The organism is Pseudomonas sp. AP3_22 TE3818 (genome assembly GCF_053628995.1).
This window is the reverse complement of sequence record NZ_JBRJHL010000001.1, coordinates 1,187,731-1,210,708: the sequence shown is the minus strand read 5'-3', so window position 1 is coordinate 1,210,708 and position 22,978 is coordinate 1,187,731. Positions and strand designations below refer to the sequence as shown.

The 22,978-nt window shown below is 59.8% G+C and carries 16 protein-coding genes; 15 read left to right on the top strand and 1 reads right to left on the bottom strand.

Annotated elements, in window-relative coordinates; genetic code table 11:
- The first annotated feature begins 51 nt into the window (after positions 1 to 51).
- The 13 genes from yaaA (at position 52) to AB7M25_RS05695 (ending at position 18,447) form a co-directional block, all read left to right on the top strand.
- The gene (gene yaaA / locus AB7M25_RS05755) at positions 52 to 831 is read left to right on the top strand and encodes a peroxide stress protein YaaA (protein ID WP_007972655.1); all 780 of its coding nucleotides are present in this window, start codon (positions 52 to 54) and stop codon (positions 829 to 831) included.
- A gap of 810 nt (positions 832 to 1,641) precedes the next feature.
- Positions 1,642 to 2,958 carry a nucleotide sugar dehydrogenase gene (locus AB7M25_RS05750; RefSeq protein ID WP_429385093.1) on the top strand — a complete coding sequence of 439 codons (1,317 nt, stop codon included), beginning with the start codon at positions 1,642 to 1,644 and terminating at the stop codon, positions 2,956 to 2,958.
- A 152-nt stretch (positions 2,959 to 3,110) separates the two neighbouring features.
- Positions 3,111 to 4,592 (top strand): mannuronan synthase, encoded by a 1,482-nt coding sequence (alg8, locus tag AB7M25_RS05745; RefSeq protein WP_371319511.1) that lies wholly within the window; start codon positions 3,111 to 3,113, stop codon positions 4,590 to 4,592.
- A 36-nt stretch (positions 4,593 to 4,628) separates the two neighbouring features.
- Complete coding sequence (locus tag AB7M25_RS05740) at positions 4,629 to 5,798, top strand: alginate biosynthesis protein Alg44 (protein WP_104449337.1); 1,170 nt, start codon at positions 4,629 to 4,631, stop codon at positions 5,796 to 5,798.
- Between the two features lie 9 nt (positions 5,799 to 5,807).
- Positions 5,808 to 7,319: an alginate biosynthesis TPR repeat lipoprotein AlgK gene (gene algK, locus AB7M25_RS05735; RefSeq protein WP_429518562.1), complete on the top strand. Its 1,512-nt coding sequence runs from the start codon at positions 5,808 to 5,810 to the stop codon at positions 7,317 to 7,319.
- Positions 7,320 to 7,486: 167 nt separating this feature from the next.
- A complete protein-coding gene (locus AB7M25_RS05730) occupies positions 7,487 to 8,944 on the top strand; it encodes an alginate export family protein (RefSeq protein ID WP_454238333.1) in 1,458 nt (485 codons plus the stop codon).
- A 26-nt stretch (positions 8,945 to 8,970) separates the two neighbouring features.
- Complete coding sequence (gene algG, locus AB7M25_RS05725; protein WP_104449339.1) at positions 8,971 to 10,551, top strand: mannuronan 5-epimerase AlgG; 1,581 nt, start codon at positions 8,971 to 8,973, stop codon at positions 10,549 to 10,551.
- Positions 10,552 to 10,561: 10 nt separating this feature from the next.
- The gene (locus AB7M25_RS05720) at positions 10,562 to 12,010 is read left to right on the top strand and encodes an alginate O-acetyltransferase (protein WP_454237055.1); all 1,449 of its coding nucleotides are present in this window, start codon (positions 10,562 to 10,564) and stop codon (positions 12,008 to 12,010) included.
- A gap of 8 nt (positions 12,011 to 12,018) precedes the next feature.
- Entirely contained in the window at positions 12,019 to 13,140 is a 1,122-nt protein-coding gene (locus AB7M25_RS05715) for a mannuronate-specific alginate lyase (RefSeq protein WP_429385102.1), read from the top strand.
- 215 nt (positions 13,141 to 13,355) lie between these two features.
- On the top strand, positions 13,356 to 14,921 hold the full coding sequence (locus AB7M25_RS05710; RefSeq protein WP_454237054.1) for an MBOAT family O-acyltransferase: 1,566 nt from the start codon (positions 13,356 to 13,358) through the stop codon (positions 14,919 to 14,921).
- A gap of 11 nt (positions 14,922 to 14,932) precedes the next feature.
- Entirely contained in the window at positions 14,933 to 16,108 is a 1,176-nt protein-coding gene (locus AB7M25_RS05705) for an alginate O-acetyltransferase (protein WP_429385106.1), read from the top strand.
- 14 nt (positions 16,109 to 16,122) lie between these two features.
- Positions 16,123 to 16,779: an alginate O-acetyltransferase AlgF gene (locus AB7M25_RS05700; RefSeq protein WP_454237053.1), complete on the top strand. Its 657-nt coding sequence runs from the start codon at positions 16,123 to 16,125 to the stop codon at positions 16,777 to 16,779.
- Between the two features lie 216 nt (positions 16,780 to 16,995).
- Positions 16,996 to 18,447: a mannose-1-phosphate guanylyltransferase/mannose-6-phosphate isomerase gene (locus AB7M25_RS05695; protein ID WP_429385110.1), complete on the top strand. Its 1,452-nt coding sequence runs from the start codon at positions 16,996 to 16,998 to the stop codon at positions 18,445 to 18,447.
- A 210-nt stretch (positions 18,448 to 18,657) separates the two neighbouring features.
- On the opposite strand, the gene AB7M25_RS05690 is transcribed toward AB7M25_RS05695, so the two are convergent.
- Entirely contained in the window at positions 18,658 to 21,186 is a 2,529-nt protein-coding gene (locus AB7M25_RS05690) for an RHS repeat domain-containing protein (protein WP_454237052.1), read from the bottom strand.
- A gap of 417 nt (positions 21,187 to 21,603) precedes the next feature.
- Here AB7M25_RS05690 and AB7M25_RS05685 point away from each other — a divergent pair, with 417 nt between their 5' ends.
- Positions 21,604 to 22,068, top strand: coding sequence for a multidrug transporter (locus AB7M25_RS05685; RefSeq protein WP_104449346.1), 465 nt, complete (start codon positions 21,604 to 21,606; stop codon positions 22,066 to 22,068).
- A 33-nt stretch (positions 22,069 to 22,101) separates the two neighbouring features.
- Positions 22,102 to 22,926, top strand: a complete 825-nt coding sequence (locus AB7M25_RS05680; RefSeq protein WP_102698508.1) for an SDR family oxidoreductase — start codon at positions 22,102 to 22,104, stop codon at positions 22,924 to 22,926.
- Positions 22,927 to 22,978 lie beyond the last annotated feature (52 nt).

The following is a 22,978-nucleotide window of genomic DNA, read 5'->3' as shown; positions in this document are numbered from 1 at the left end:
CAAGGCCGACAACCCCCTAGAATCGCGGCCACGATTAAAGGAGACGACTTCATGCTGATGGTGATTTCACCCGCCAAGACCCTCGACTATGAAACACCGCCGGCGACCCAGCGTTTCACTCAGCCGCAATACCTCGACCACTCCCAGGAGCTGATCCTGCAGTTGCGCGAGTTGTCACCGGCACAGATCAGCGAATTGATGCACGTTTCCGACAAGATCGGCGGGCTCAATGCCGCGCGTTTCGGCAGCTGGACGCCCGCGTTCACCCCGGAAAACGCCAAGCAGGCGCTGCTGGCCTTCAAGGGCGATGTGTACACAGGCCTGAATGCACAAACCTTCAGCGAAGCCGATTTCGACTATGCCCAGCAGCATCTGCGCATGTTGTCCGGCCTGTACGGCCTGCTGCGCCCACTGGACCTGATGCAACCCTATCGCCTGGAAATGGGCACCCGGCTGGCCAACGCCCGGGGCAAGGACCTGTATGCCTTCTGGGGTACACGCATCAGCGAATGGCTGAACGAAGCCCTGGTCGATCAAGGCGATGACGTGCTGCTCAACCTGGCGTCCAACGAGTACTTCTCGGCGGTCAAGCGCAGCGCCTTGAACGCACGCATCATCAATACCGAATTCAAGGACCTGAAGAACGGCCAGTACAAGATCATCAGCTTCTACGCGAAAAAGGCCCGGGGCTTGATGAGCCGCTTCGTCATCGAAGAGCGCATCAACGATCCGGCCACCCTCAAGCAATTTGACGTTCAAGGCTATCGCTACAGCGCTGAACAGTCCAAACCGGACAACCTGGTGTTTCTGCGCGATCACGCACCAGAGTGATGCAGCCGGTCGGCGCATGAGCGAAAAACCCCTCATGCGCTGCCCATTGATCGTCCGACAATTCCCCCTCCAGATCGCCAGCCTATTGGCGTCAAAAAACCATCGATCGTTTTCCTAACTTTAGTTTCACTCGACTTCAATCATTTTTTTGCGTAGTGGCACTGACTTTTTTTAACGGTAGTGGCAAAAAACTATCCGCCCCAATTATCCGCCTATATATAAAGGGCCAAACGGCAAGTGCTATCAATTTGAGAGCAGTGCCATCTTTCTCAATATTTCAAGAAATTTCAGATTTCACGATGAGCGGACTGGAACTATGTCCAAACGCGCCGTTCATACCACCGGTAACGATTCTCGCCGAGCCTGTACGAGATAACTTACGCAGATAAGCGATTCTTGTAGCGAAGTTGCAATAATAACTTGCGCTGACTAATCACTGATTTGAACAACAGCGAGCGGACAGGAGATAACGCGGTATGACTATCCCCTACAAGGCCACGGCAGCGCCCCTATAAACGTGCTCACCCGAGCACCCAACCGCTTGATCTACGGGCTTTCGGCCTGACATCAAGCGTGCAAGGCCGTTGCACCTGCATCCTTCGAAAGGAGGATCGGCTGCATAACAGGGCAAATCATAACAACAAGGCCTAGTTGCGCACCCCTTGAGTGCATTTATTTAGACACTCGTAACTTATATGCCAACACAGGGCATTGCTGCGCCTGTAAGGCGCACTTGCGAGTGCACTAAAACACGCTGAACACCATTAACTCCGGCCATCTAATGGCTTGATCAATACAGAGGTAATTGCGATGCGCATCAGCATATTTGGTTTGGGTTACGTTGGCGCAGTATGTGCCGGTTGCCTGTCTGCACGGGGTCATGACGTCGTTGGCGTCGATGTGGCCAAAGACAAGATCGATATGATCAATGCCGGCAAATCGCCGATTGTTGAACCAGGCCTGGGCGAACTTCTGGCCCAGGGCATCCAGACCGGTCGCCTGCGTGGCACCACCAACTTCGCCGAGGCGATTCGCGACACCGACTTGTCGATGATCTGCGTGGGCACGCCGAGCAAAAAGAACGGCGACCTGGAACTGAACTACATCGAGGCAGTGTGCCGCGAAATCGGTTTTGTCCTGCGTGACAAGACCACCCGCCACACCATCGTCGTGCGCAGCACCGTGTTGCCGGGCACCGTGGCCAACGTGGTCATCCCGATTCTCGAAGACTGCTCCGGCAAGAAGGCCGGTGTTGATTTCGGCGTGGCCGTGAACCCTGAGTTCCTGCGCGAAAGCACCGCGATCGCCGACTACGACCAGCCACCAATGACCGTCATCGGCGAGTTCGACAAAGCGTCCGGTGACGTTCTGCAATCGCTGTACGAAGAGCTCGACGCGCCGATCATCCGCAAGGACATCGCGGTCGCCGAGATGATCAAGTACACCTGCAACGTGTGGCACGCCACCAAGGTCACCTTCGCCAACGAAATCGGCAACATCGCCAAGGCGGTCGGCGTCGACGGTCGCGAAGTGATGGACGTGGTCTGCCAGGACAAGACCCTCAACCTGTCCCAGTACTACATGCGCCCGGGCTTCGCCTTCGGCGGCTCGTGCCTGCCAAAGGACGTGCGTGCACTGACCTACCGCGCCGGCTCCCTGGACGTGGAAGCACCGCTGCTCAACTCGCTGATGCGCAGCAACGAATCCCAGGTGCAGAACGCTTTCGACATCGTTTCCAGCCACGACAAACGCAAAGTCGCCCTGCTGGGCCTGAGCTTCAAGGCCGGTACTGACGACCTGCGCGAAAGCCCGCTGGTTGACCTGGCGGAAATGCTGATCGGCAAGGGCTACGACCTGAGCATCTACGACAGCAACGTCGAGTACGCCCGCGTTCACGGCGCGAACAAGGACTACATCGAGTCGAAGATCCCTCACGTTTCGTCGCTGCTCAACGCGGACTTCGACGACGTGATCAACAACTCCGACGTGATCATCCTCGGCAACCGTGACGAAAAATTCCGCGCCCTGGTGCAGAACGTTCCGCAAGGCAAGCAGGTGATCGACCTGGTCGGCTTCATGTCCAAGGCCACCAGCGTCAGCGGCCGCACCGAAGGGATCTGCTGGTAAGCCCTCTGTAGGGAGCGAGCTTGCTCGCGATGCACCTGAGAACACCGCTGGGTATCAGATACCCAGCGTCATCGTTGGCGACCATCGCGAGCAAGCTCGCTCCTACAGGTTTGTACGCCTGCGTTAACCCGAGATCTAGACGGATGCAGATTATGCACAGGCTAAAGCACGGCCTACTCCAGGCCGCCGGTTGGCTGTTCTACCTGAGTTTACTGATGGGCCTCGCCATGGCGTTGCCCGTGTCCACGTTCGACTCCGAGTCGAAGGACTTCATTTTCCTGATTGGCGCCGTGGGTATCTGGCGCTACTCGATGGGTGCCACGCACTTTGTGCGCGGCATGATTTTTCTGTACATCGTCTACCCGCACCTGCGGCGCAAAGTGCGCAAGCTGGGCAAAGCGGCTGACCCGTCCCACGTGTTCCTGATGGTCACCAGCTTTCGTATCGACGCGCTGACCACTGCGCAGGTCTACAGCTCGGTGATCCGCGAAGCCATCGACTGCGACCTGCCGACCACCGTGGTCTGCTCCATCGTGGAAATGTCCGATGAGCTGCTGGTCAAAAGCCTGTGGAACCGGATGAACCCACCGGCCCGGGTCAAGCTCGACTTCGTGCGCATTCCCGGCACCGGCAAGCGCGATGGCCTGGCCTACGGCTTCCGCGCCATCTCCCGGCACCTGCCGGACGATCGCGCCGTGGTCGCGGTGATCGATGGCGACACCGTGCTCGGCGAAGGCGTGGTGCGCAAGACCGTGCCGTGGTTCCAGTTGTTCGGCAATGTCGGCGGCCTGACCACCAACGAATTTTGCGAAGTGCGCGGCGGCTACATCATGAGCGAATGGCACAAGCTGCGTTTCGCCCAGCGTCACATCAACATGTGCTCGATGGCCCTGTCCAAGCGCGTGCTGACCATGACCGGACGCATGTCGGTGTTCCGTGCCACCGTGGTCACCAACCCGGAATTCATCGCCGACGTGGAAAGCGACTCGCTGCAACACTGGCGCCTGGGTCGCTTCAAGTTCCTTACAGGCGATGACAAGTCGAGCTGGTTCAGCCTGATGCGCCTGGGCTACGACACCTTCTACGTGCCCGACGCGGCGATCAACACCGTTGAACACCCGCCGGAAAAGAGCTTCATCAAGGCCAGCCGCAAACTGATGTTCCGCTGGTACGGCAACAACCTGCGGCAGAACTCCCGTGCCCTGGGCCTGGGGATCAAACGCCTCGGCGTGTTCACTTCGGTGGTGCTGTTCGACCAGCGCGTGTCGATGTGGACCTCGCTGCTGGGCCTGACCGTGGCGCTGATCGCCAGCTTCAAGTACGGCACCGCGTTCATCCTGGTGTACCTGCTGTGGATCGGCATCACCCGGTTCATCCTGACCTTGTTGCTGTCGTGCTCCGGACACCGGATCGGCCCGGCCTACCCGGCGATTCTCTATTACAACCAGATCGTCGGCGCGCTGGTGAAGATCTACGTGTTCTTCCGCCTCGACCAACAGTCCTGGACTCGCCAACCCACTTCTCTGACCCGTGATCTCGCCAGCTTTCAACGTTGGTTCAACACCTGGTCGTCTCGGACCATGACCTTCTCTGCCGGCAGCATTTTTGTCGCCGTGCTGCTGTTGATGGTCTGACCGCCCCCTTATTGAATTAACCAGGAAATCGCCCTTATGAATACCGCCGTCAACGCCAACGTAGTGCACGAATCCGAAGCCCAGCGCCAACACGCCCGCGTGAAAATCCCGGCCAAGTTGCGTTTCTTCGGCCCTGACCGGACGCCGGTCGAAGCCCGGGTGATCGACCTGTCCGCCGGTGGCCTGGCGTTCAACGCCGGTCAGTTGCCGCTGAAAATTGGCGATGTGTACAAGGCCCGCCTGCAATTCGTCATCGACAACCTCGGCCTGGCCATGGACGTCGAGTTGCAGGTCCGCTCCTTCGACCGCGAGACCGGACGCGCCGGCTGCCAGTTCCAGAACCTGGAACCACGGGACATCTCGACCCTGCGTCACCTGATCACTTCGCACCTGGCCGGCGACATCGTCAGCGTGGGTGAAATGCTGGCGACCCTGCAGCGCGACAACTTCACCAAGGCGCGCAAAATGAAGGACGGCGGCCACGGCATGACCGCGTTCGGCCGCATGAAAGCCGTGACCTTCAGCCTGGGGGTCTTCGTTGTCGGTCTGGCCGCCTTCGGTTTTGTTTTCAAATCGGTGTACGGCATGTACTTCGTCAGCCACGCCCAGGCCGGTCTGGTCAGCGTACCGGGCGTGAACATCACCATGCCCCGCGACGGCACCGTACAGAGCCTGGTGAAAGCCGACGGCGTGGCCGCCAAGGGCGCACCGCTGGCGACCTTCAGCACCAGCATGCTCGACGTGCTCAAGGGCCATCTGGACGAAGACCAACTGCAGCCGGCCAAGGTTGAAGAACTGTTCGGCAAGCAGATGACCGGCACCCTGACCTCGCCTTGCGATTGCACCGTGGCCCAGCAAATGGTCGCCAACGGTCAGTACGCCAGCAAGGGCGACGTGATCTTCCAACTGGTGCCGCGTAACAGCGAAGCCAATGTTGAAGCGCGCTTCTCCTATCGCCAGTTCGGCGACGTACGCCCGGGCACTTCGGTGCGCTTCCAGATCGCCGGCGAGGACAAGAGCCGCACCGGCAAGATCGTCAGCAGCACCAGCCTGAAAAGCGCCGACCTGTCGTCGGACATCCGTGTGCTGATCCAGCCGGACGAAACCCTGGACAGCTCCCTCGCCGGCCGCCCGGTGGAAGTGAACAGCGACCGTGGCCCGAACCTGAACTGGCTGATCGACAAAGCCATGGCTGTCGGTCTTTAAGTCGAGGACATGCCTGTGACCATTATCAGTCTGTTGAAAACGCCGCGATCCCTGTGGGAGCTGGCTTGCCAGCGATGGGATCAATGCGGTCCCTCTGAAACACCGAGTCGCCCGCATCGCTGGCAAGCCAGCTCCCACAGGGGTCATATGGTGTGCTCACTGGCATTGGCGGTGAGCCTGGCCGGCTGCGCCGGCCTCCCCGACCAGCGCCTGGCCAACGAAGCGCTCAAGCGCGGCGATACCGCCACCGCGGCGGCGAACTATCGGCAACTGGCAGACCTGGGCTACAGCGAAGCGCAGGTCGGCCTGGCCGATATCCAGGTCGACAGCCGTGACCCGGCGCAGATGAAACAGGCCGAGGCGACTTACCGCGCCGCGGCCAGCGTTTCGCCGCGCGCCCAGGCACGCCTCGGTCGCCTGCTGGTGGCCAAACCCGGTTCCACCGAAGCCGAGCAGCACGAAGCCGAAACCCTGTTGAAAAAAGCCGCCGCTGCGGGCGAAGGCAACACGCTGATTCCGCTGGCGATGCTGTACCTGCAATACCCGCACAGCTTTCCCAACGTGAACGCCCAGCAGCAGATCAGCCAATGGCGTGCCGAGAACAAGCCGGAAGCCGGCTTGGCGCAAGTGCTGCTCTATCGCACCCAGGGCACCTACGACCAGCATCTGGATGACGTGGAAAAGATCTGCAAGGCCGCGCTCAATACCAGTGACATCTGCTACGTCGAACTGGCCACGGTGTACCAGAAACAGGCCAAGCCAGAACAACAGGCCGAGCTGATCAAGCAGATGCAAGCGGCTCACGCTCGCGGCAGCGTTTCGGCGCAGCGCGTCGACAGCGTCGCCCGCGTGCTCGCCGATGCGACCCTGGGCAAGACCGACGAGAAGACCGCGCAATCGCTGCTCGAGCCGATCGCCCCGGGCTACCCGGCGTCGTGGGTCACCCTCGCGCAGTTGATCTACGACTTCCCCGAACTGGGCGACGTCGACCAGATGATGAAGTACCTGGACAATGGCCGCGCCGCCGACCAGCCACGCGCCGAGCTGTTGCTGGGCAAGCTCTACTTCGAAGGCAAACTGGTGCCGGCCGACGCCAAGGTCGCCGAGGAGCATTTCCAGAAAGCCGTCGGCCGTGAAGTCGCCGCCGATTACTACCTCGGCCAGATCTATCGCCGTGGCTACCTGGGCAAGGTCTATCCGCAGAAGGCCCTCGACCATCTGTTGACCGCTGCGCGCAACGGCCAGAACAGCGCCGACTTCGCCATCGCCCAACTGTTTTCCCAAGGCAAGGGCACCAAGCCTGATCCGCTGAACGCCTACGTCTTCAGCCAACTGGCCCTGGCCCAGAACACGCCGCAAGCCACCGAGCTTGCGCAAACAATCCAAACGCAATTGCCGCCCGACCGGTTGGCCGAAGCCCAACGCCTGTTGAAACAAGAACAGGCCGTGCGCGGTGCCCTGAGCCCGAACACGCCGGAACTGCATGCCCTGCAAGAAGAAGATGGCGAGGAATCCCAATGAATATGAATCCATTCATGAAGGCCGGCATACCAGGCCCGGTGAAAACTACCGCGCTCGGAAATGCTGCGTTGAAAACTGGCTCGGACTGCTCATTTACAACACGTAAACTCCGCGTCCTCGCCAGTTTTCGCCTTGCCTTTCCTTCGCTCGCTACGTTTTCACCGGGCCTGGTAGGCCTGACATTCGCGCTGATCTGGTCTTGCCCGACGCTTGCTGCGATGACTGAAGAAACCAAGAACTTCGGCCTGGACGTGAAGATCACCGGCCAGTCCGAAGACGACCGTGACCTCGGCACCCAGCGCGGCGGCGACGTCAACGGCCTCGGCCTTGACCTGCGCCCGTGGGTGTATGGCGAAAGCGGCGCGTGGAGCGCTTACGCCATGGGTCAGGCGGTGACGTCCACCGACATCATCGAGACCGACACACTGCAAGAGTCCGAAGGCACCGAGAACACCAGCAACAATGACCGCCAGACCAAGAAGAACTACCTGGCGATGCGCGAATTCTGGGTCGGCTACAGCGGTTTCACGCCCTACCCCGGCGAGATCCTGAAACTCGGTCGTCAGCGTCTGCACAACGACGACGGTCAATGGCGCGATACCAACATCGAAGCCCTGAACTGGACCTTCGACACCACCTTGTTGCGCGCCAACGCGGGTGTCGCCGAGCGCTTCAGCGAGTACCGCACTGACCTGAAAGAACTGTCCCCCAAGGACAAGGATCGCCTGCACGCCTACGCCGATGCCGAATACCAATGGACACCGGGTCACTGGGCCGGCATTCGCGGTCACCACACTCACGATGACGGCAAGCTCGACTATCCGGAACCGGGCGTACCTTCCGATTCGCTGGACAAAAAACAGAATGGCGACATCAGCTGGCTGGGCTTGCAGGCCAACAGCGATGCCTACAACTGGCGCAACACCAATACCTTCAACTACTGGGGCAGCATCACCGGCATGAGTGGCGACCGCGACACGGTCAACCCGCTGAACGCTGATGGCACCGCTCCGGCACAACCCAAGAGCAGCGGCAATGTCGATGGCTGGGCCACCGACCTGGGCGTGCGCCTGCGCCTCGATCCGCAATGGCAAGTCGGTGCGGCCTACGCCCGGGCCAGCGCCGATTACGAACAGAACGGCCTGGAAAGCAACCGCTCGAACTACACCGGTACACGTTCACGCGTGCACCGTTTCGGCGAAGCCTTCCGTGGCGAAATGAACAACATGCAATCGGCCACGCTGTTCGGTTCGTGGATGCTCAACGACGAGTACGACGCCAGCCTGATCTACCACAAATTCTGGCGCGTCGACGGCAACAAGCCGATCACCAGCGACGGCATCGACGCCGTGCAGAACAACACCGACGACGTGACCGGCGCCGTGTTGTCCAGCACCTCCCTGCCGCTGAACGATGGCGAAAAAGACCTCGGCCAGGAAATGGATCTGGTCGTCACCAAGTACTTCAAGCAAGGCCTGTTGCCAGCGGCGTTGAGCCAGAAGATCGATGAACCTTCGGCCCTGGTGCGGTTCCGTGGCGGTGTGTTCAAGCCCGGCGACGCCTATGGCAAGGAAGTCGATTCGTACATGCATCGCGCGTTCATCGACGTGGTCTGGAAATTCTGATGCAGAGCGCGAAGGGAGTCCCCGACATGAACAGTGCCAAGAAAGGTTCCTTGACCTTGCTGGCCGGCGCGATGCTACTGGCAAGTGCGGCAGCCTTCGCGACTGTGGAGCCCGCTGCGCCCGCCAAGCCGGCCACTGTTGCCAAGGAATTGCAACAGGCCAAGACCTACACCGTCAGCAGCGCGCCGACCGCGCCGCTGGAACTGGCCAAGCCGACGCTGCCGGACGTCTCGGGCTACACCGCCGAGGCCATCGCGAAAAAAATCGTGCGCAGCAAGGTCGGCAAAGTCAGCCTGCGCCGGATGATGCAGGAAGACGCCCTGAAGGACTTCATCGGTGGCGACAACAAGATGGCCGAATGGGTGGTGCGTCAGCACGGCATCCCCCAGGCGATCTTCGTCGACGACGGCTACATGAACCTCAAGGACCTGGCGAAAAAAGTCCCCAAGCAGTACTTCAGCGAAACCTCGCCAGGCGTGTTCCTGTCCCGCTTGCCGATCGTGGTCGGCCGTCACGGCATCCTCGAAATCGACAAGCAGACCCAGGAACTGCGCCTGTCCCAGGAGGGCGGTGCGTTCCTGGTCAACGACGGCCAGTTGTTCGTACGCGATACCAAAATCACTGGCTGGCGGGAAAAGGACAACGGCCCGGCGACGTTCAATTCGCCGAAGGAATTCCGTCCGTTCCTGCTGTCCTGGGGCGGCACCGAGACCTACATCGCCAACAGCAAGATCGCCAGTTTCGGCTATGCCAATAGTAAGTCCTACGGCGTGAGTATTTCCCAGTACACACCGAACATGGCCAAGGTGCTCAAGCGTCCTGAGCCGACAGGCTGGATCGTCGGCTCCGAGTTCTCGGACATGTGGTACGGCTTCTACTGCTACGAAACCCGCGACTTCGTGGTCAAGGGCAACACCTACAAAGACAACATCGTCTACGGCATCGACCCGCACGACCGTTCCCACGGTCTGATCATTGCCGACAACACGGTGTACGGGACCAAGAAGAAGCACGGGATCATTATTTCCCGTGAGGTCAACGACAGCTTCATCTTCAACAACCGCAGCTACGACAACCACCTCTCGGGGCTGGTGATCGACCGTAACAGCGTGAACAACCTGATTGCCCACAACGAGATCTACCAGAACCACACCGACGGCATCACCCTCTACGAGAGTGCCGACAACCTGCTGTGGGGCAATCGCGTGTTGAGCAACAGGCGCCACGGCATCCGCATTCGTAACAGCGTGAACATTCGCCTGTACGAAAACGTCGCCATGGCCAACGGCCTGACCGGTGTCTACGGCCACATCAAGGACCTGAGCAACACCGACCGTGACATCAAGCTCGACCCGTTCGACGCCCAGGTGTCGCTGATCGTGGTCGGCGGTGAGCTGGCGGCCAACGGCAGCGGCCCGCTGTCCATCGACTCGCCGCTGAGTGTCGAGTTGTATCGCGTGTCCATGCTCGCACCGACCAAGTCCAGCGGCATCAGCTTCACCGGCATCCTTGGCGAGCGCCAGGATGAAATTCTCGACCTGCTGGTGCGCCAGCAGAAAGCCGTGCTGATCGACCCCGTCGAACGCCAGACCGAAATGCGGGACTGAGGATAATCTTATGCACCCACACTTGATCAAATTACTCAGCCTGTCGGCCCTGACCGCCGGCATTCTCGCGGCCAGCACCGGTGCGCGCGCCGATGAGGTGCAAGCACCGAAATTCTCCGCCGAGCCGTGCTGTAGCCTGTGCCCGGCCGCCCATGATCCGAAGAACTACACCACCCGCTATCAGCAGAACTTCACCACGCTGGTGCAGGCCCAGGGCGACTGGCTGTTCCGTACGCAGGAAGACTTGCGCACCGAATTCGACACCACGCCCGCCGGCTACAAACGCATGAAGCAATTGCACGATGCGTTCAAGAGCAAAGGCGTGGAACTGGTTGTCGTGTACCAACCGACCCGTGGCCTGGTGAACCGCAACAAGCTCAACCCGGCGGAGAAAGCCAGCTTCGACTTCGACAAGGCGCTGAGAAACTACAAGACCATGCTGGGCCGTTTCGCGCAGATGGGCTACGTCGTTCCGGACCTGTCGCCGCTGACCAACGAGTCGTTGCCAGACACCCTGCCCGCCCACGATTTCTACTTCCGTGGCGACCAGCACTGGACCCCGTACGGTGCCCAGCGCACGGCGAAAATCGTCGCCGAGAAGGTCAAGCAATTGCCTGAATTCGCCGACATTCCCAAGCGCGAATTCGAGACCAAAAAATCGGGGCGCATGGGCAAGACCGGAACGTTGCACAACATGGCCGGTCAACTCTGTGGCACCAGCTACGCGATCCAGTACATGGATCAGTTCACCACCGAGCCGAAGGGCGAAGCGGGCGATGGCGACTTGTTCGGCGATTCCGGCAACCCGCAAATCACCCTCGTGGGGACCTCCCACAGTGGCAAGAACTACAACTTCGTCGGTTTCCTCGAGGAGGCCATCGGCGCCGACATTCTCAACGTGGCGTTCCCCGGCGGCGGCCTGGAAGGTTCGATGCTGCAGTACCTGGGCAGCGACGAGTTCCAGAAGAACCCGCCGAAGATTCTCATCTGGGAGTTCTCGCCGCTGTACCGCCTCGACCAGGAAACCATCTACCGCCAGATGATGGCGCTGCTGGACAACGGTTGCGAAGGCAAGGATGCACAGATGTCCGGCAGCGCCACGCTCAAGCCGGGCAAAAACGAGTTGATGGTCAACAGCAAGAACATGGACCTGCGCAACAGCAGCCACCAGGTCGACATCCGCTTCGCCGATACGTCGGTGAAAACCCTGCAAGCCACCCTCTGGTACATGAACGGTCGCCACGAGGACATCAAGATCGACAAACCGGAAACTTCCGAGACTGACGGGCGTTTCGCTTTCGAGTTGCGCACGGACGAAGACTGGGCCTCGCAAAACCTGCTGGCCGTTGAAGTCCAGGGCCCCGAAGCCGGTGCCGCGCCTCAGAAAGTCGAAGCGAAAATTTGCAAACGCAACGTATTCCCGGGTGCCGAGCAGCGTACTGCTTCGGTCGGGCAATGAGGTCTGCTATGCGCAATCCGAAATTATCAACACTGTTGGCACCAACGCTTTTGAGCCTGGCGATGTTCGCCGGGGCCACGCAAGCGGCGGCGCCACTGCGTCCACCCCAAGGCTATTTTGCGCCTGTGGATAAATTCAAGACGGGCGACAAGAGCGAAGGCTGCGATGCGATGCCGACGCCGTACACCGGCTCGTTGCAATTTCGCAGCAAGTACGAAGGTTCGGACAAGGCCCGCGCGACCCTGAACGTGCAGTCGGAAAAAGCCTTCCGCGACAGCACCGCCGACATCACCAAGATCGAGCGCGGCACCAGCAAGCGCGTGATGCAGTTCATGCGTGACGGTCGCCCGGAACAACTGGAATGCACGCTCAACTGGTTGACCGCTTGGGCCCAGGCCGACGCGCTGATGTCCAAGGACTTCAACCACACCGGCAAGTCGATGCGCAAATGGGCGTTGGGCAGCATGGCGTCTTCATACATACGCCTGAAGTTTTCCGACTCCCACCCGCTGGCCACCCATCAACAGCAAGCGCAGTTGATCGAAGCCTGGTTCAGCAAGATGGCCGACCAGGTGGTCAGCGACTGGGACAACCTGCCGCTCGAACAGACCAACAACCACTCGTACTGGGCCGCCTGGTCGGTGATGGCCACCTCCATCGCCACCAACCGCCGCGACCTGTTCGACTGGGCGGTGAAGGAATACAAGGTCGGCGCCAACCAGATCGACGCCGACGGCTACCTGCCCAACGAACTCAAGCGTCAGCAACGCGCGCTGGCCTACCACAACTACGCCCTGCCGCCGCTGGCAATGATCGCCAGTTTCGCCCAAGTCAACGGCGTGGACTTGCGTCAGGAAAACAATGGCGCACTCAAACGCCTGGGAGACCGGGTGCTGTCCGGGGTGAAAGACCCGGATGAGTTCGAGAAAAAGAACGGCAAGGAACAGGACATGACCGACCTCAAAGAGGACATGAAATTCGCCTGGCTCGAACCGTACTGCTCGCTCTACACCTGCTCGCCCGAGGTGCTGGCGAAGAAGCACAAGATGCAACCGTTCAAGACCTTCCGCCTCGGCGGTGACCTGACCAAGGTCTACGACCCGGCCAATGAAAAGGGCAAGGGTTCCTGACGTAACGCGGTGTACCTGTCACCGCAATCCTGTAGGAGCCGGCTTGCTGGCGAATGGTACGACGCGCTGTACCTGATACACCGCCATCGCTGGCAAGCCAGCTCCTACAGGGTCGGTGTCGATAGTGAGTTTTGTGTGATGCCCCCCGTTTTTCTGTGGGGGGTTTGGGGGGGCCGTTGGCCCTTGACTGTTGGTTCAAACAAGGAGAGATCGGGATGGTTTTTTCGTCCAACGTGTTCCTGTTTTTGTTCTTGCCGATCTTCCTCGGCTTGTACTACCTGAGCGGGCAACGCTATCGCAATTTGCTGCTGCTGATTGCCAGTTACGTGTTCTACGCCTGGTGGCGTGTGGACTTCCTCGCACTGTTCGCCGGCGTCACGCTGTGGAACTACTGGATCGGCCTGAAAGTCGGGGCCGCCGGGGTCAAGACCAAACCGGCTCAGCGCTGGCTGCTGCTCGGCGTGGCAGTCGACCTGTGCATCCTCGGCTACTTCAAGTACGCCAACTTCGGCGTCGACAGCATCAACGCGATGATGACGTCGGTGGGCCTGGAACCATTCATCCTGACCCACGTACTGCTGCCGATCGGGATCTCGTTCTACGTCTTCGAGTCCATCAGCTACATCATCGACGTCTACCGTGGCGACACTCCGGCGACCCGCAACCTGATCGACTTCGCGGCGTTCGTGGCGATCTTCCCGCACCTGATCGCAGGCCCGGTTTTGCGTTTTCGCGACCTGGCCGACCAGTTCAACAACCGCACCCACACCCTCGACAAGTTCTCCGAGGGCTGCACGCGGTTCATGCAGGGCTTCATCAAGAAAGTCTTCATCGCCGACACCCTCGCGGTGGTGGCCGACCACTGCTTCGCCCTGCAAAACCCGACCACGGGCGATGCCTGGCTCGGCGCCCTGGCGTACACCGCGCAGCTGTATTTCGACTTCTCCGGCTACAGCGACATGGCCATCGGCCTGGGCTTGATGATGGGTTTCCGCTTCATGGAAAACTTCAAGCAGCCGTATGTCAGCCAGTCGATCACCGAGTTCTGGCGGCGCTGGCACATCAGCCTGTCGACCTGGCTGCGTGACTATCTGTACATCACCCTGGGCGGCAACCGCAAAGGTACGCTGATGACCTATCGCAACCTGTTCCTGACCATGCTGCTCGGTGGTCTGTGGCACGGCGCGAACATCACCTACATCGTCTGGGGTGCATGGCACGGCATGTGGCTGGCGATTGAAAAAGCCATCGGTCTGAATACTTCGCCACGCAGCTTCAACCCGATCCGTTGGGTGCTGACCTTCCTGCTGGTGGTGATGGGCTGGGTGATCTTCCGCGCGGAAAACCTGCACGTTGCCGGTCGCATGTACGGCGCGATGTTCAGCTTCAGCGACTGGTCGCTGTCGGAACTCAACCAGGCCAGCCTCACCGGCCTGCAAGTGGCAACGCTGATCGTGGCCTACGTGACCCTGGCGTTCTTCGGCCTGCGGGATTTCTACACCAATCAGCCTCCGGTGAAGACCAAGCCTGCAGTGAACGTCGACGCCGACGGCCCGGCCGCTGCGACAGCGGGAACGATCAAGGCCGTGCCTGGGGATAACCCGGCGAGCATCCACCAGCCTGGCTACACCGTCGGCGTCGAAGCCCAGGTGCAACCGGCCTACTGGACCGCTGACTGGTCGCGCTACGTGATGCGTGCGCTGGTGCTGCTGCTGTTCATCGCCTCGATTCTCAAACTCTCGGCGCAAAGCTTCTCGCCGTTCCTTTACTTCCAGTTCTGAGGGATCTGACCATGACCCGCTCATTACGCATCTTCTACATCGCGCTGTTCCTGGTGACCCTGCTGGTGCTCGGTCTGTGGTCGGTGCGCAGCTTCTTCGGCTTCAGCACCAACGCCGACGCGACGGTGCTCAACGGTCGCTGGACCAAGGCCGTGGAAACCCACTACGACGACGAGTTCCCGATCAAGCGCCTGGGCACCAATCTCTGGGCCGCGCTGGATTTCAAACTCTTCAACGAAGGTCGTCCGGGCGTGGTGCTCGGCCGCGACCAGTGGTTGTACAGCGATGAAGAATTCCACCCGGTGGTCAACGAAGAGCTGAACCTGCAAGGCAACTACGCGCTGGTCGAAGGCGTGCGCCAGACCCTGAAAGAAAAAGGCGTGCAACTGGTGATGGCGGTGGTGCCGGCCAAAGTGCGTCTGTACCCGGAACACCTCGGTGAGGTGAAACCGGCGAGCATCCACGCCAACCTCTACAAGGACTTCCACCAGCGCCTGGCCGCCGACCGGATTCCGGCCCCTGACCTGCTCGGCCCGCTGCAACAGGCCAAGCAGAACGGTCAGCAAGTGTTCCTGCGCACCGACACCCACTGGACCCCGGAAGGCGCCGAGATCGCGGCCAACCGTCTGGCCAAGACCATTGCCGACAAGTACCCGCTGAGCGGCGAACCTCAGCGCTTCGTCACCGAACCGGCCGAAACCGTCACCCACAAGGGCGACCTGCGTCTGTTCCTGCCACTGGACCCGCTGTTCGAAAACCTGATGCCTAAACAAGAACAATTGCAAAAGCGCAATACGGTCGCCGCTGAAGGCCAGCCCGCCGGCGACGACGCCCTGTTCGCCAACACCGAAGTGCCCGTGGCCCTGATCGGCACCAGCTACAGCGCCAACCCCAACTGGAATTTTGTGGGAGCACTCAAGCAGGCGCTGCACAGCGACGTGGTCAATTACGCCGAAGACGGTCACGGCCCGATTCTGCCGATGCTCAGCTACCTGAAAAGCGATGCCTTCAAGAACAGCCCGCCTCAGGTGCTGATCTGGGAGTTCCCTGAACGATATCTGCCTGTGAACAACGAAATCGGCGACGCCGACCCGCAGTGGGTCGCAGAGCTTAAACAAGCCGGCGCTCGCCAACAAAACGTAGCCATCAACAACAAATCCGAGACGCCCGACCGGGCGCAAAACTGAAAGAGAGGTACACCATGACTTTCACTACAACGTATCAAAGTCTCGTGAAAAGCTTTGCCCTGGTTGCCGGCCTCAGCGTGCTGTCGGTGCAGGCTTTCGCCGGTGGCGACGCCGCCCTGTACGGCCCGACCGCACCGAAAGGCTCGACCTTCGTGCGCATCTACAACGCCAGCAACGCCGAAGTCAGCGCCACCGTCGGCAGCACCAACCTGAGCGATGTCGCGCCCCTGTCGAGCAGTGACTTCAGCTTCATGCCGGGCGGCGACTACAGCGCCAAGGTCGGCAGCCAGTCCCTGCCGGTAAAACTGGCCGGCGACCACTATTACACCCTGGTCAACAACGCCAGCGGCGCGCCGCAACTGATCGAAGAACCGCCGTTCAAGAACAAGCAGAAGTCCCTGGTCCGCGTGCAAAACCTCAGCGACAAGGCGCTGACCCTGAAAACCGCCGATGGCAAGACCGACGTGGTGCCGAACGTTGCCCCCAAGGGTCGCGGCGAACGTGAAATCAACCCGGTGAAGGTCAGCCTGGCGCTCTATGACGGCACCACCAAAGTCGGCGACGTGAAACCGGTCGCCCTGGAACGCGGTGAAGCCGCGGTGCTGTACGTCACCGGCAGCGGCAGCAGCCTGTCGCCGGTCTGGGTGAAACGCCCGGTATCGACGCGCTAATACATTTGCCGGATTGACCCATGTCCCCCCTGTAGGAGCGAGCTTGCTCGCGATGAACTCAAGGGCACCGCGTTTTTTCTGGTGCCCAACTTCATCGTTAGCCTCCATCGCGAGCAAGCTCGCTCCTACAAAGGCCAATCCGGACACGGAACAAAAACAAGAGTGAAACGACAGAACGCAGTAGCTCTAACCAATCGATATTCAAGGAGTAACAACATGATTCCGGTGATCTTGTCAGGTGGTAGTGGCTCACGTCTTTGGCCGCTTTCCCGCAAACAATTCCCTAAACAGTTCCTGGCCCTGACCGGCGAACACACCCTGTTCCAGCAAACCCTGGAACGCCTGGTGTTCGAAGGCATGGACACGCCCATCGTGGTCTGCAACAAGGACCACCGCTTCATCGTCAACGAGCAATTAGCGGCGCGCAAACTGGAATCCCAGCGCATCCTGATGGAACCGTTCGGTCGCAACACTGCGCCGGCCGTGGCCCTGACCGCGATGATGCTGATCAATGAAGGTCGCGACGAACTGATGCTGGTATTGCCGGCCGACCACGTCCTGGAAGACCAGAAAGCCCTGCAACGCGCCCTGGCCCTGGCCACAGTCGCCGCCGAAAACGGTGAAATGGTGCTGTTCGGCGTGCCGGCCACCAAGCCGGAAACCGGTTATGGCTACATCAAGTCGACCAACGACTCGCTGCTGCCTGAAGGCGTCAGCCGTGTCTCGCACTTCGTCGAAAAACCCGACGTGAAGCGCGCCACCGAGTTCGTCCAGTCCGGCGGTTACTTCTGGAACAGCGGCATGTTCCTGTTCCGCGCCAGCCGCTTCCTCGAAGAGCTGAAGAAGCATGATCCGGACATCTACGACACCTGCCTGCTGACCCTGGAACGCAGCCACCAGGACGCCGACACCATCACCTTCGACGAAGCCACCTTCGCCTGCTGCCCGGACAATTCCATCGACTACTCGGTGATGGAAAAAACCCAACGCGCCTGCGTCGTGCCACTGACCGCCGGCTGGAGCGATGTCGGTTGCTGGTCGTCGCTATGGGAAGTCAATGCAAAAGACGCCAACGGCAACGTCACCAAGGGCGACGTGGTGATCCAGGACAGCAAAAACTGCATGATCCACGGCAACGGCAAGCTGGTGTCGGTGATCGGCCTGGAAAACATCGTCGTGGTCGAAACCAAGGACGCCATGATGATCGCCCACAAGGACAAGGTCCAAGGCGTGAAACAGATGGTCAACACCCTCAACGAACAGGGCCGCAGCGAAACCCAGAACCACTGCGAAGTCTACCGTCCGTGGGGCTCCTACGACTCGGTGGACATGGGCGGGCGCTTCCAGGTCAAGCACATCTCGGTCAAACCGGGCGCCTGCCTGTCGCTGCAGATGCACCACCACCGCGCTGAACACTGGATCGTGGTCAGTGGCACGGCGGAAGTGACCTGTGATGAGAATGTGTTCCTGCTGACCGAGAACCAGTCGACCTACATTCCGATTGCTTCGGTGCATCGCCTGCGTAACCCGGGGAAGATCCCGTTGGAGATCATCGAGGTTCAATCCGGGAGTTATCTGGGTGAGGACGATATCGAGCGGTTTGAAGATATCTACGGGCGGTCGACGCCGGTTGAGCGTGGGGTTGCGGTGAAGACCATTGCGCAGTAATTGATTGGTAATACCGCAAGAACAGTCCCCCCTCCAGCCGACTGCATCCCCTATCTGCAGTGGTTGGGTGGGGGCTTTCAATTTTCTAGATCTGATTCGCTCATCCAATAAACTCTTTCCTCCACCCTTAAGTCTCCACTTTGACTGCGGTCGGACACGCTATCAACGTTTCATTGCATTAGAAGCGCCAACATAACAATGCCTGCAATCTCACAAGTGCTTGTATATGCCAAGTGCTTTATTTTTTTCATAAACAGCTAATGCTCTTTTGTGCGAGACCTGCATGATGGCCGGATATTCATCTGCATACATATCTCGAGCATACCCCAGCCACTCTTTTTCATTCTCATACTGCCCAGCCATAAAATATATAAACTGAAGTGCCTCCTCCTGATCTTCCGGTGGCCGTGAAGTCGGGTCTTCCTTAAATGCAGCATTTGTTATTTCAGGGTCGGCGGCATTCTTCATTCGGGATAAAAATTCATTTCTCACCGACTCAGGAATGCGTTTTTTTTGTCTATCCACAATCTGCTCTGTCCACTTATGTAAATCTGACGTTACATTTTGTAGGCAGTAATTTTCAGAGTTAACCTCCCTACTTACATAAGGTGTGAGAAATGAATATAAATCATTTTTTGCTCGGGATTGATTAACCATGTCCCGCGGAGGTTGTTTAAAGCCTTTGGATCTTTGCAGAATATCTTTTCCACTTGACAGTTTTCCACCCGCCTCCATATCAATATAAAACGCAGACAACTTAATCATTGTCTGATCAAATTGTTGCCCCAACAACGCCCTCATCCCCCCTCTTCCTGTTTCCACAATATCAACAAGTCTTTCAACAATTGTTACTACGAGCTCATTCTTTGAAGGGGGCTGCTGAGAGTTCCTTTCACCTGACGATGGACCCGGAATATCCTGAGACGCTCTACCATTGGTGGAGATAACAGCTATTTCCTGAGATCGACCACGGCTACTAGATGTTAAGTCCCTGATCGCTCTCATCATTAATCCATTTTCATCAATGCGCGCAACCGGATTACTTCCTACCATCCGATACATATTCAACCCATCCACATCGCCCGCCGGATCCGGGCTCAACCATCGCTGCCACCCCGCCACGTAATACCTGAACCCATAATAATAAAGCCCCGTCGCATCCCGCTCTTTCCCCGAATAACGCACCGTTCTGTAACTCGCCTCCACCTCCCCGCGTCCAGCGAACCACGCGGTGGTGCCAAACGGGTGATAACGCTCCTGGCTGATCACTTCACCGTCATCGTCAAGCTCCAGGGTGCAGGAGCCCAAATGGTCGTTCAGGTGGTAGCGGTATTGATCATTGGCGCTGTCCTTCGGCGGCTCTGAGTCCCAATGCAACACTCGTACGCTGCTGCGCCCGGTCTGCACACTGATCACCTGCAACACTTCACCCGTGCCGCTGTAATTGCGCAGTTCCAAGTTCGGCAGATAGCGGGTTTCAGCGACCAACGTCCGGGCATGGGCCAGCGTCTCGCGGACTTTGCGCAGGCGCATCCCGTCGGCACCGTAGACATAACGCTCGCGGTCATTGAGGCCCGAGTCGCGCACCACTTGCCGCACTTCGCCCAACTGGTTGCGTAGGTCCCAGGCCAAGGCCTGCCCCGGTTGTAACTTCAGCAAGTTACCGTTGGTGTCGAAGCCTCGGCGGAAGTCCTCTTCGTCCGGTTCCACGCCTTCCAGCACCGGCAAACAACGGTTGCTGTGCGCCGCTGCGACTAGCCGATGACCATGGCTTTGCGGGCCTTCGTGGGTCAACTCCAACAGATTGCCGCCCAAGTCGTAGTGATAGGTCTGGCGATAGTTCGCACAAGGTGAGGGATCTTCGAACGTCGAAAACTGTGGACCTTGATTAGCGCCGCCCGCTTCCCAGCCGATGGCTTCGATCAGTTGCGACAGGCTGTCGTAGGCGTAGCGATTGACCGGTTCGACCCGTTGGTTGGCGAAGTAGCGAATCGGCAGTGCGGCATCTTCGATGCTCAGCACATTGCCCACCGGGTCGTAGGTGTAGCTCAGGTCTTGCAGGGCTTCGTTGCCGCGTTGCGCCTGGAGGCGGGTCAGGCGGCCATTTTGCTCATCGTACTCCAGCGTGGTGATTACGCCATTGCCGGCGACTTCCCGTTCGGTCTGGCCGTGGGCGTTGTAAGTGATGGCGCTGAGCAGCGTTTTCGGGGTGGGTGTGCCATTGAGTTGCAGGCCAACCTCGCGCAACTGGCCATCGAGGGTCTGGCTGAACAACTGGCGGTGACCCTTGGCATCGGTTTGATGGGAGACCTCGCCCAACGCATTGACCTGCGAACGAGTGGTGGCGCCCTCGCCCGGTTCCAGCAGCCACTCGCGATCCACTGTCGGCTCCGGCCAATCCGGCAGCGTCAGATCGTTCAGAAAATGCCGCGTCTGCTCCAACGCCGTGCCGTGCAGTCCGAACTCGGCAAACCGCTGCGAGCCCGCCGGGTCATCGTGGCGGATCAGTTGGCCGCATTGGTTGCGCTCGGCAGCAGCCTGATCGCTCGCGCCGTAACTCAAGCGCTCCGTGCAAATCGCTTCGCCGTCCTGCGGCTGCTCGAACACCGATACCGGGCGCAACTGAGTGTCGTATTGCATCCAGCGCTGCGAGCCCCGGCCATCCCAGTGGTGGACCGCTTGCCCCGCCTCACCCAACAGCGCCACACGCCACCCGGCATCGACGCTGTTCGTACTCAACTCTGCACCGGACAGGGCATGAGTCGTTTGCAGATTGGCTGGAGCCGAAGCGTCCAGAAACAGTCGCGGGTCCCGCTGCGCAATCGGTCGCCCCGCCCAATCATGCACCGTGTGGTTGACCCGTGCCTGAGGTCGCATGCCGTCGTTGTCACGCCAGTAACCCACGGCACGCAGCGCTAACCCACGCGGGTCACTTGCAGTCAGGCTCGGGGTGTGGCGGTGGACTGAAAGGGTTGAGGACACAGTATTCGCTCTGAAATAATCCCCCCTCATCTAAGCCTGTTGATCAAGGGCCCGGCTACTGTCAGAAATTACAGGGCAGACGGACGGCCTCAAACGCCATCGCCACGCCCTGCCCATCGCCAACCCCACCTGCGCTTAGGTAGGATGACCCTCTCTATTCCCGAGATTTACGTCATGTTCATCGGCGTCCTGCTGGTCATCACCTGGCTGATCCTGTTGCTGCGCTATCCGGCCAAGGCCTTGCCCGTATCCGTGGCCGCCGCCGTGGGGTTGGGGATCGTCGCGACCTGGGTCATCTGGATGGACCACCGCGAACTCAAGCAACTGCAACGCCTGGAGTTGCGCATCAGCTATGCGCCCGAGCACTGCCCGGCCGACCGACCGCTGAAACTGACGATGAACAATGGCAATGACGTGCCGCTGACCGAGCTGCGCTGGCGGGTTGCGGCCTATGCTCCGGGCGATACGGTGAACCTCGCTGACAACCAATATACCGCCCCGCGTTATCGCGGCCCCGGCGAATTGCAGGCCGGTGGCAACTGGGAAGATTGCTTGCCGCTGCCGCCATTGCGCCCTGGCTACCGGCCAGAAACCCTGGAGTTTCGCGCCGAGCGATTGCAGGGTAGTTTTTCCGACTGATCCCTCCCCCATTTTTTGCACAAGGAATGCGCCATGCCCGTTGCGTTGATTACCGGTTGCTCCAGCGGCATTGGCCGTGCCCTTGCCGATGCGTTCAAGGTCGCCGGCTATGAAGTCTGGGCCAGTGCCCGCAAGGCCGAAGATGTCGCAGCACTCACCGCCGCGGGTTTCACTGCCGTGCAACTGGATGTCAACGACGCTGTTGCGCTCGAAACCTTGAGCGAGCGAATCAACCAGCAAACCGGCGGCCTCGATGTGCTGATCAACAACGCGGGGTATGGCGCCATGGGTCCGTTGCTCGATGGTGGCGTACCGGCCATGCAGCGCCAGTTCGAAACCAATGTGTTCGCCATCGTCGGCGTCACCCGCGCCTTGTTCCCGGTACTGCGCCGGGCCAAGGGGCTGGTGGTGAATATCGGTAGCGTGTCCGGCGTACTGGTCACGCCATTCGCCGGTGCCTACTGCGCCTCGAAAGCCGCCGTGCATGCCTTGAGCGATGCCTTGCGCATGGAGCTGGCGCCGTTCGGCGTGCGGGTCATGGAGGTGCAGCCGGGGGCCATCGCTTCCAGCTTCGCCAAGAATGCCGGGCACGAAGCCGAGCAATTGATCAGCGAGCAATCGCCGTGGTTTCCGCTGCGTGAAGGCATACGCGCCCGGGCCAGGGCTTCCCAGGACAGACCGACCCCGGCCAGTGAGTTTGCCGCCGGATTGCTCAAGGCCGCGCAGCAAGCCAAACCGCCACGGCTGATCCGCCTGGGCAATGGCAGCCGCGCGTTGCCGCTGATGGCCAGTTTGCTGCCCAAGGGTTTGCTCGAATCCGGGCTGATGAAGCGGTTCGGGTTGCGTGGGCAGCTCTGAGACCGCGTCATCGTTCTTCGCGGGCAAGCCCGCTCCCACTGGATCAGCTGCG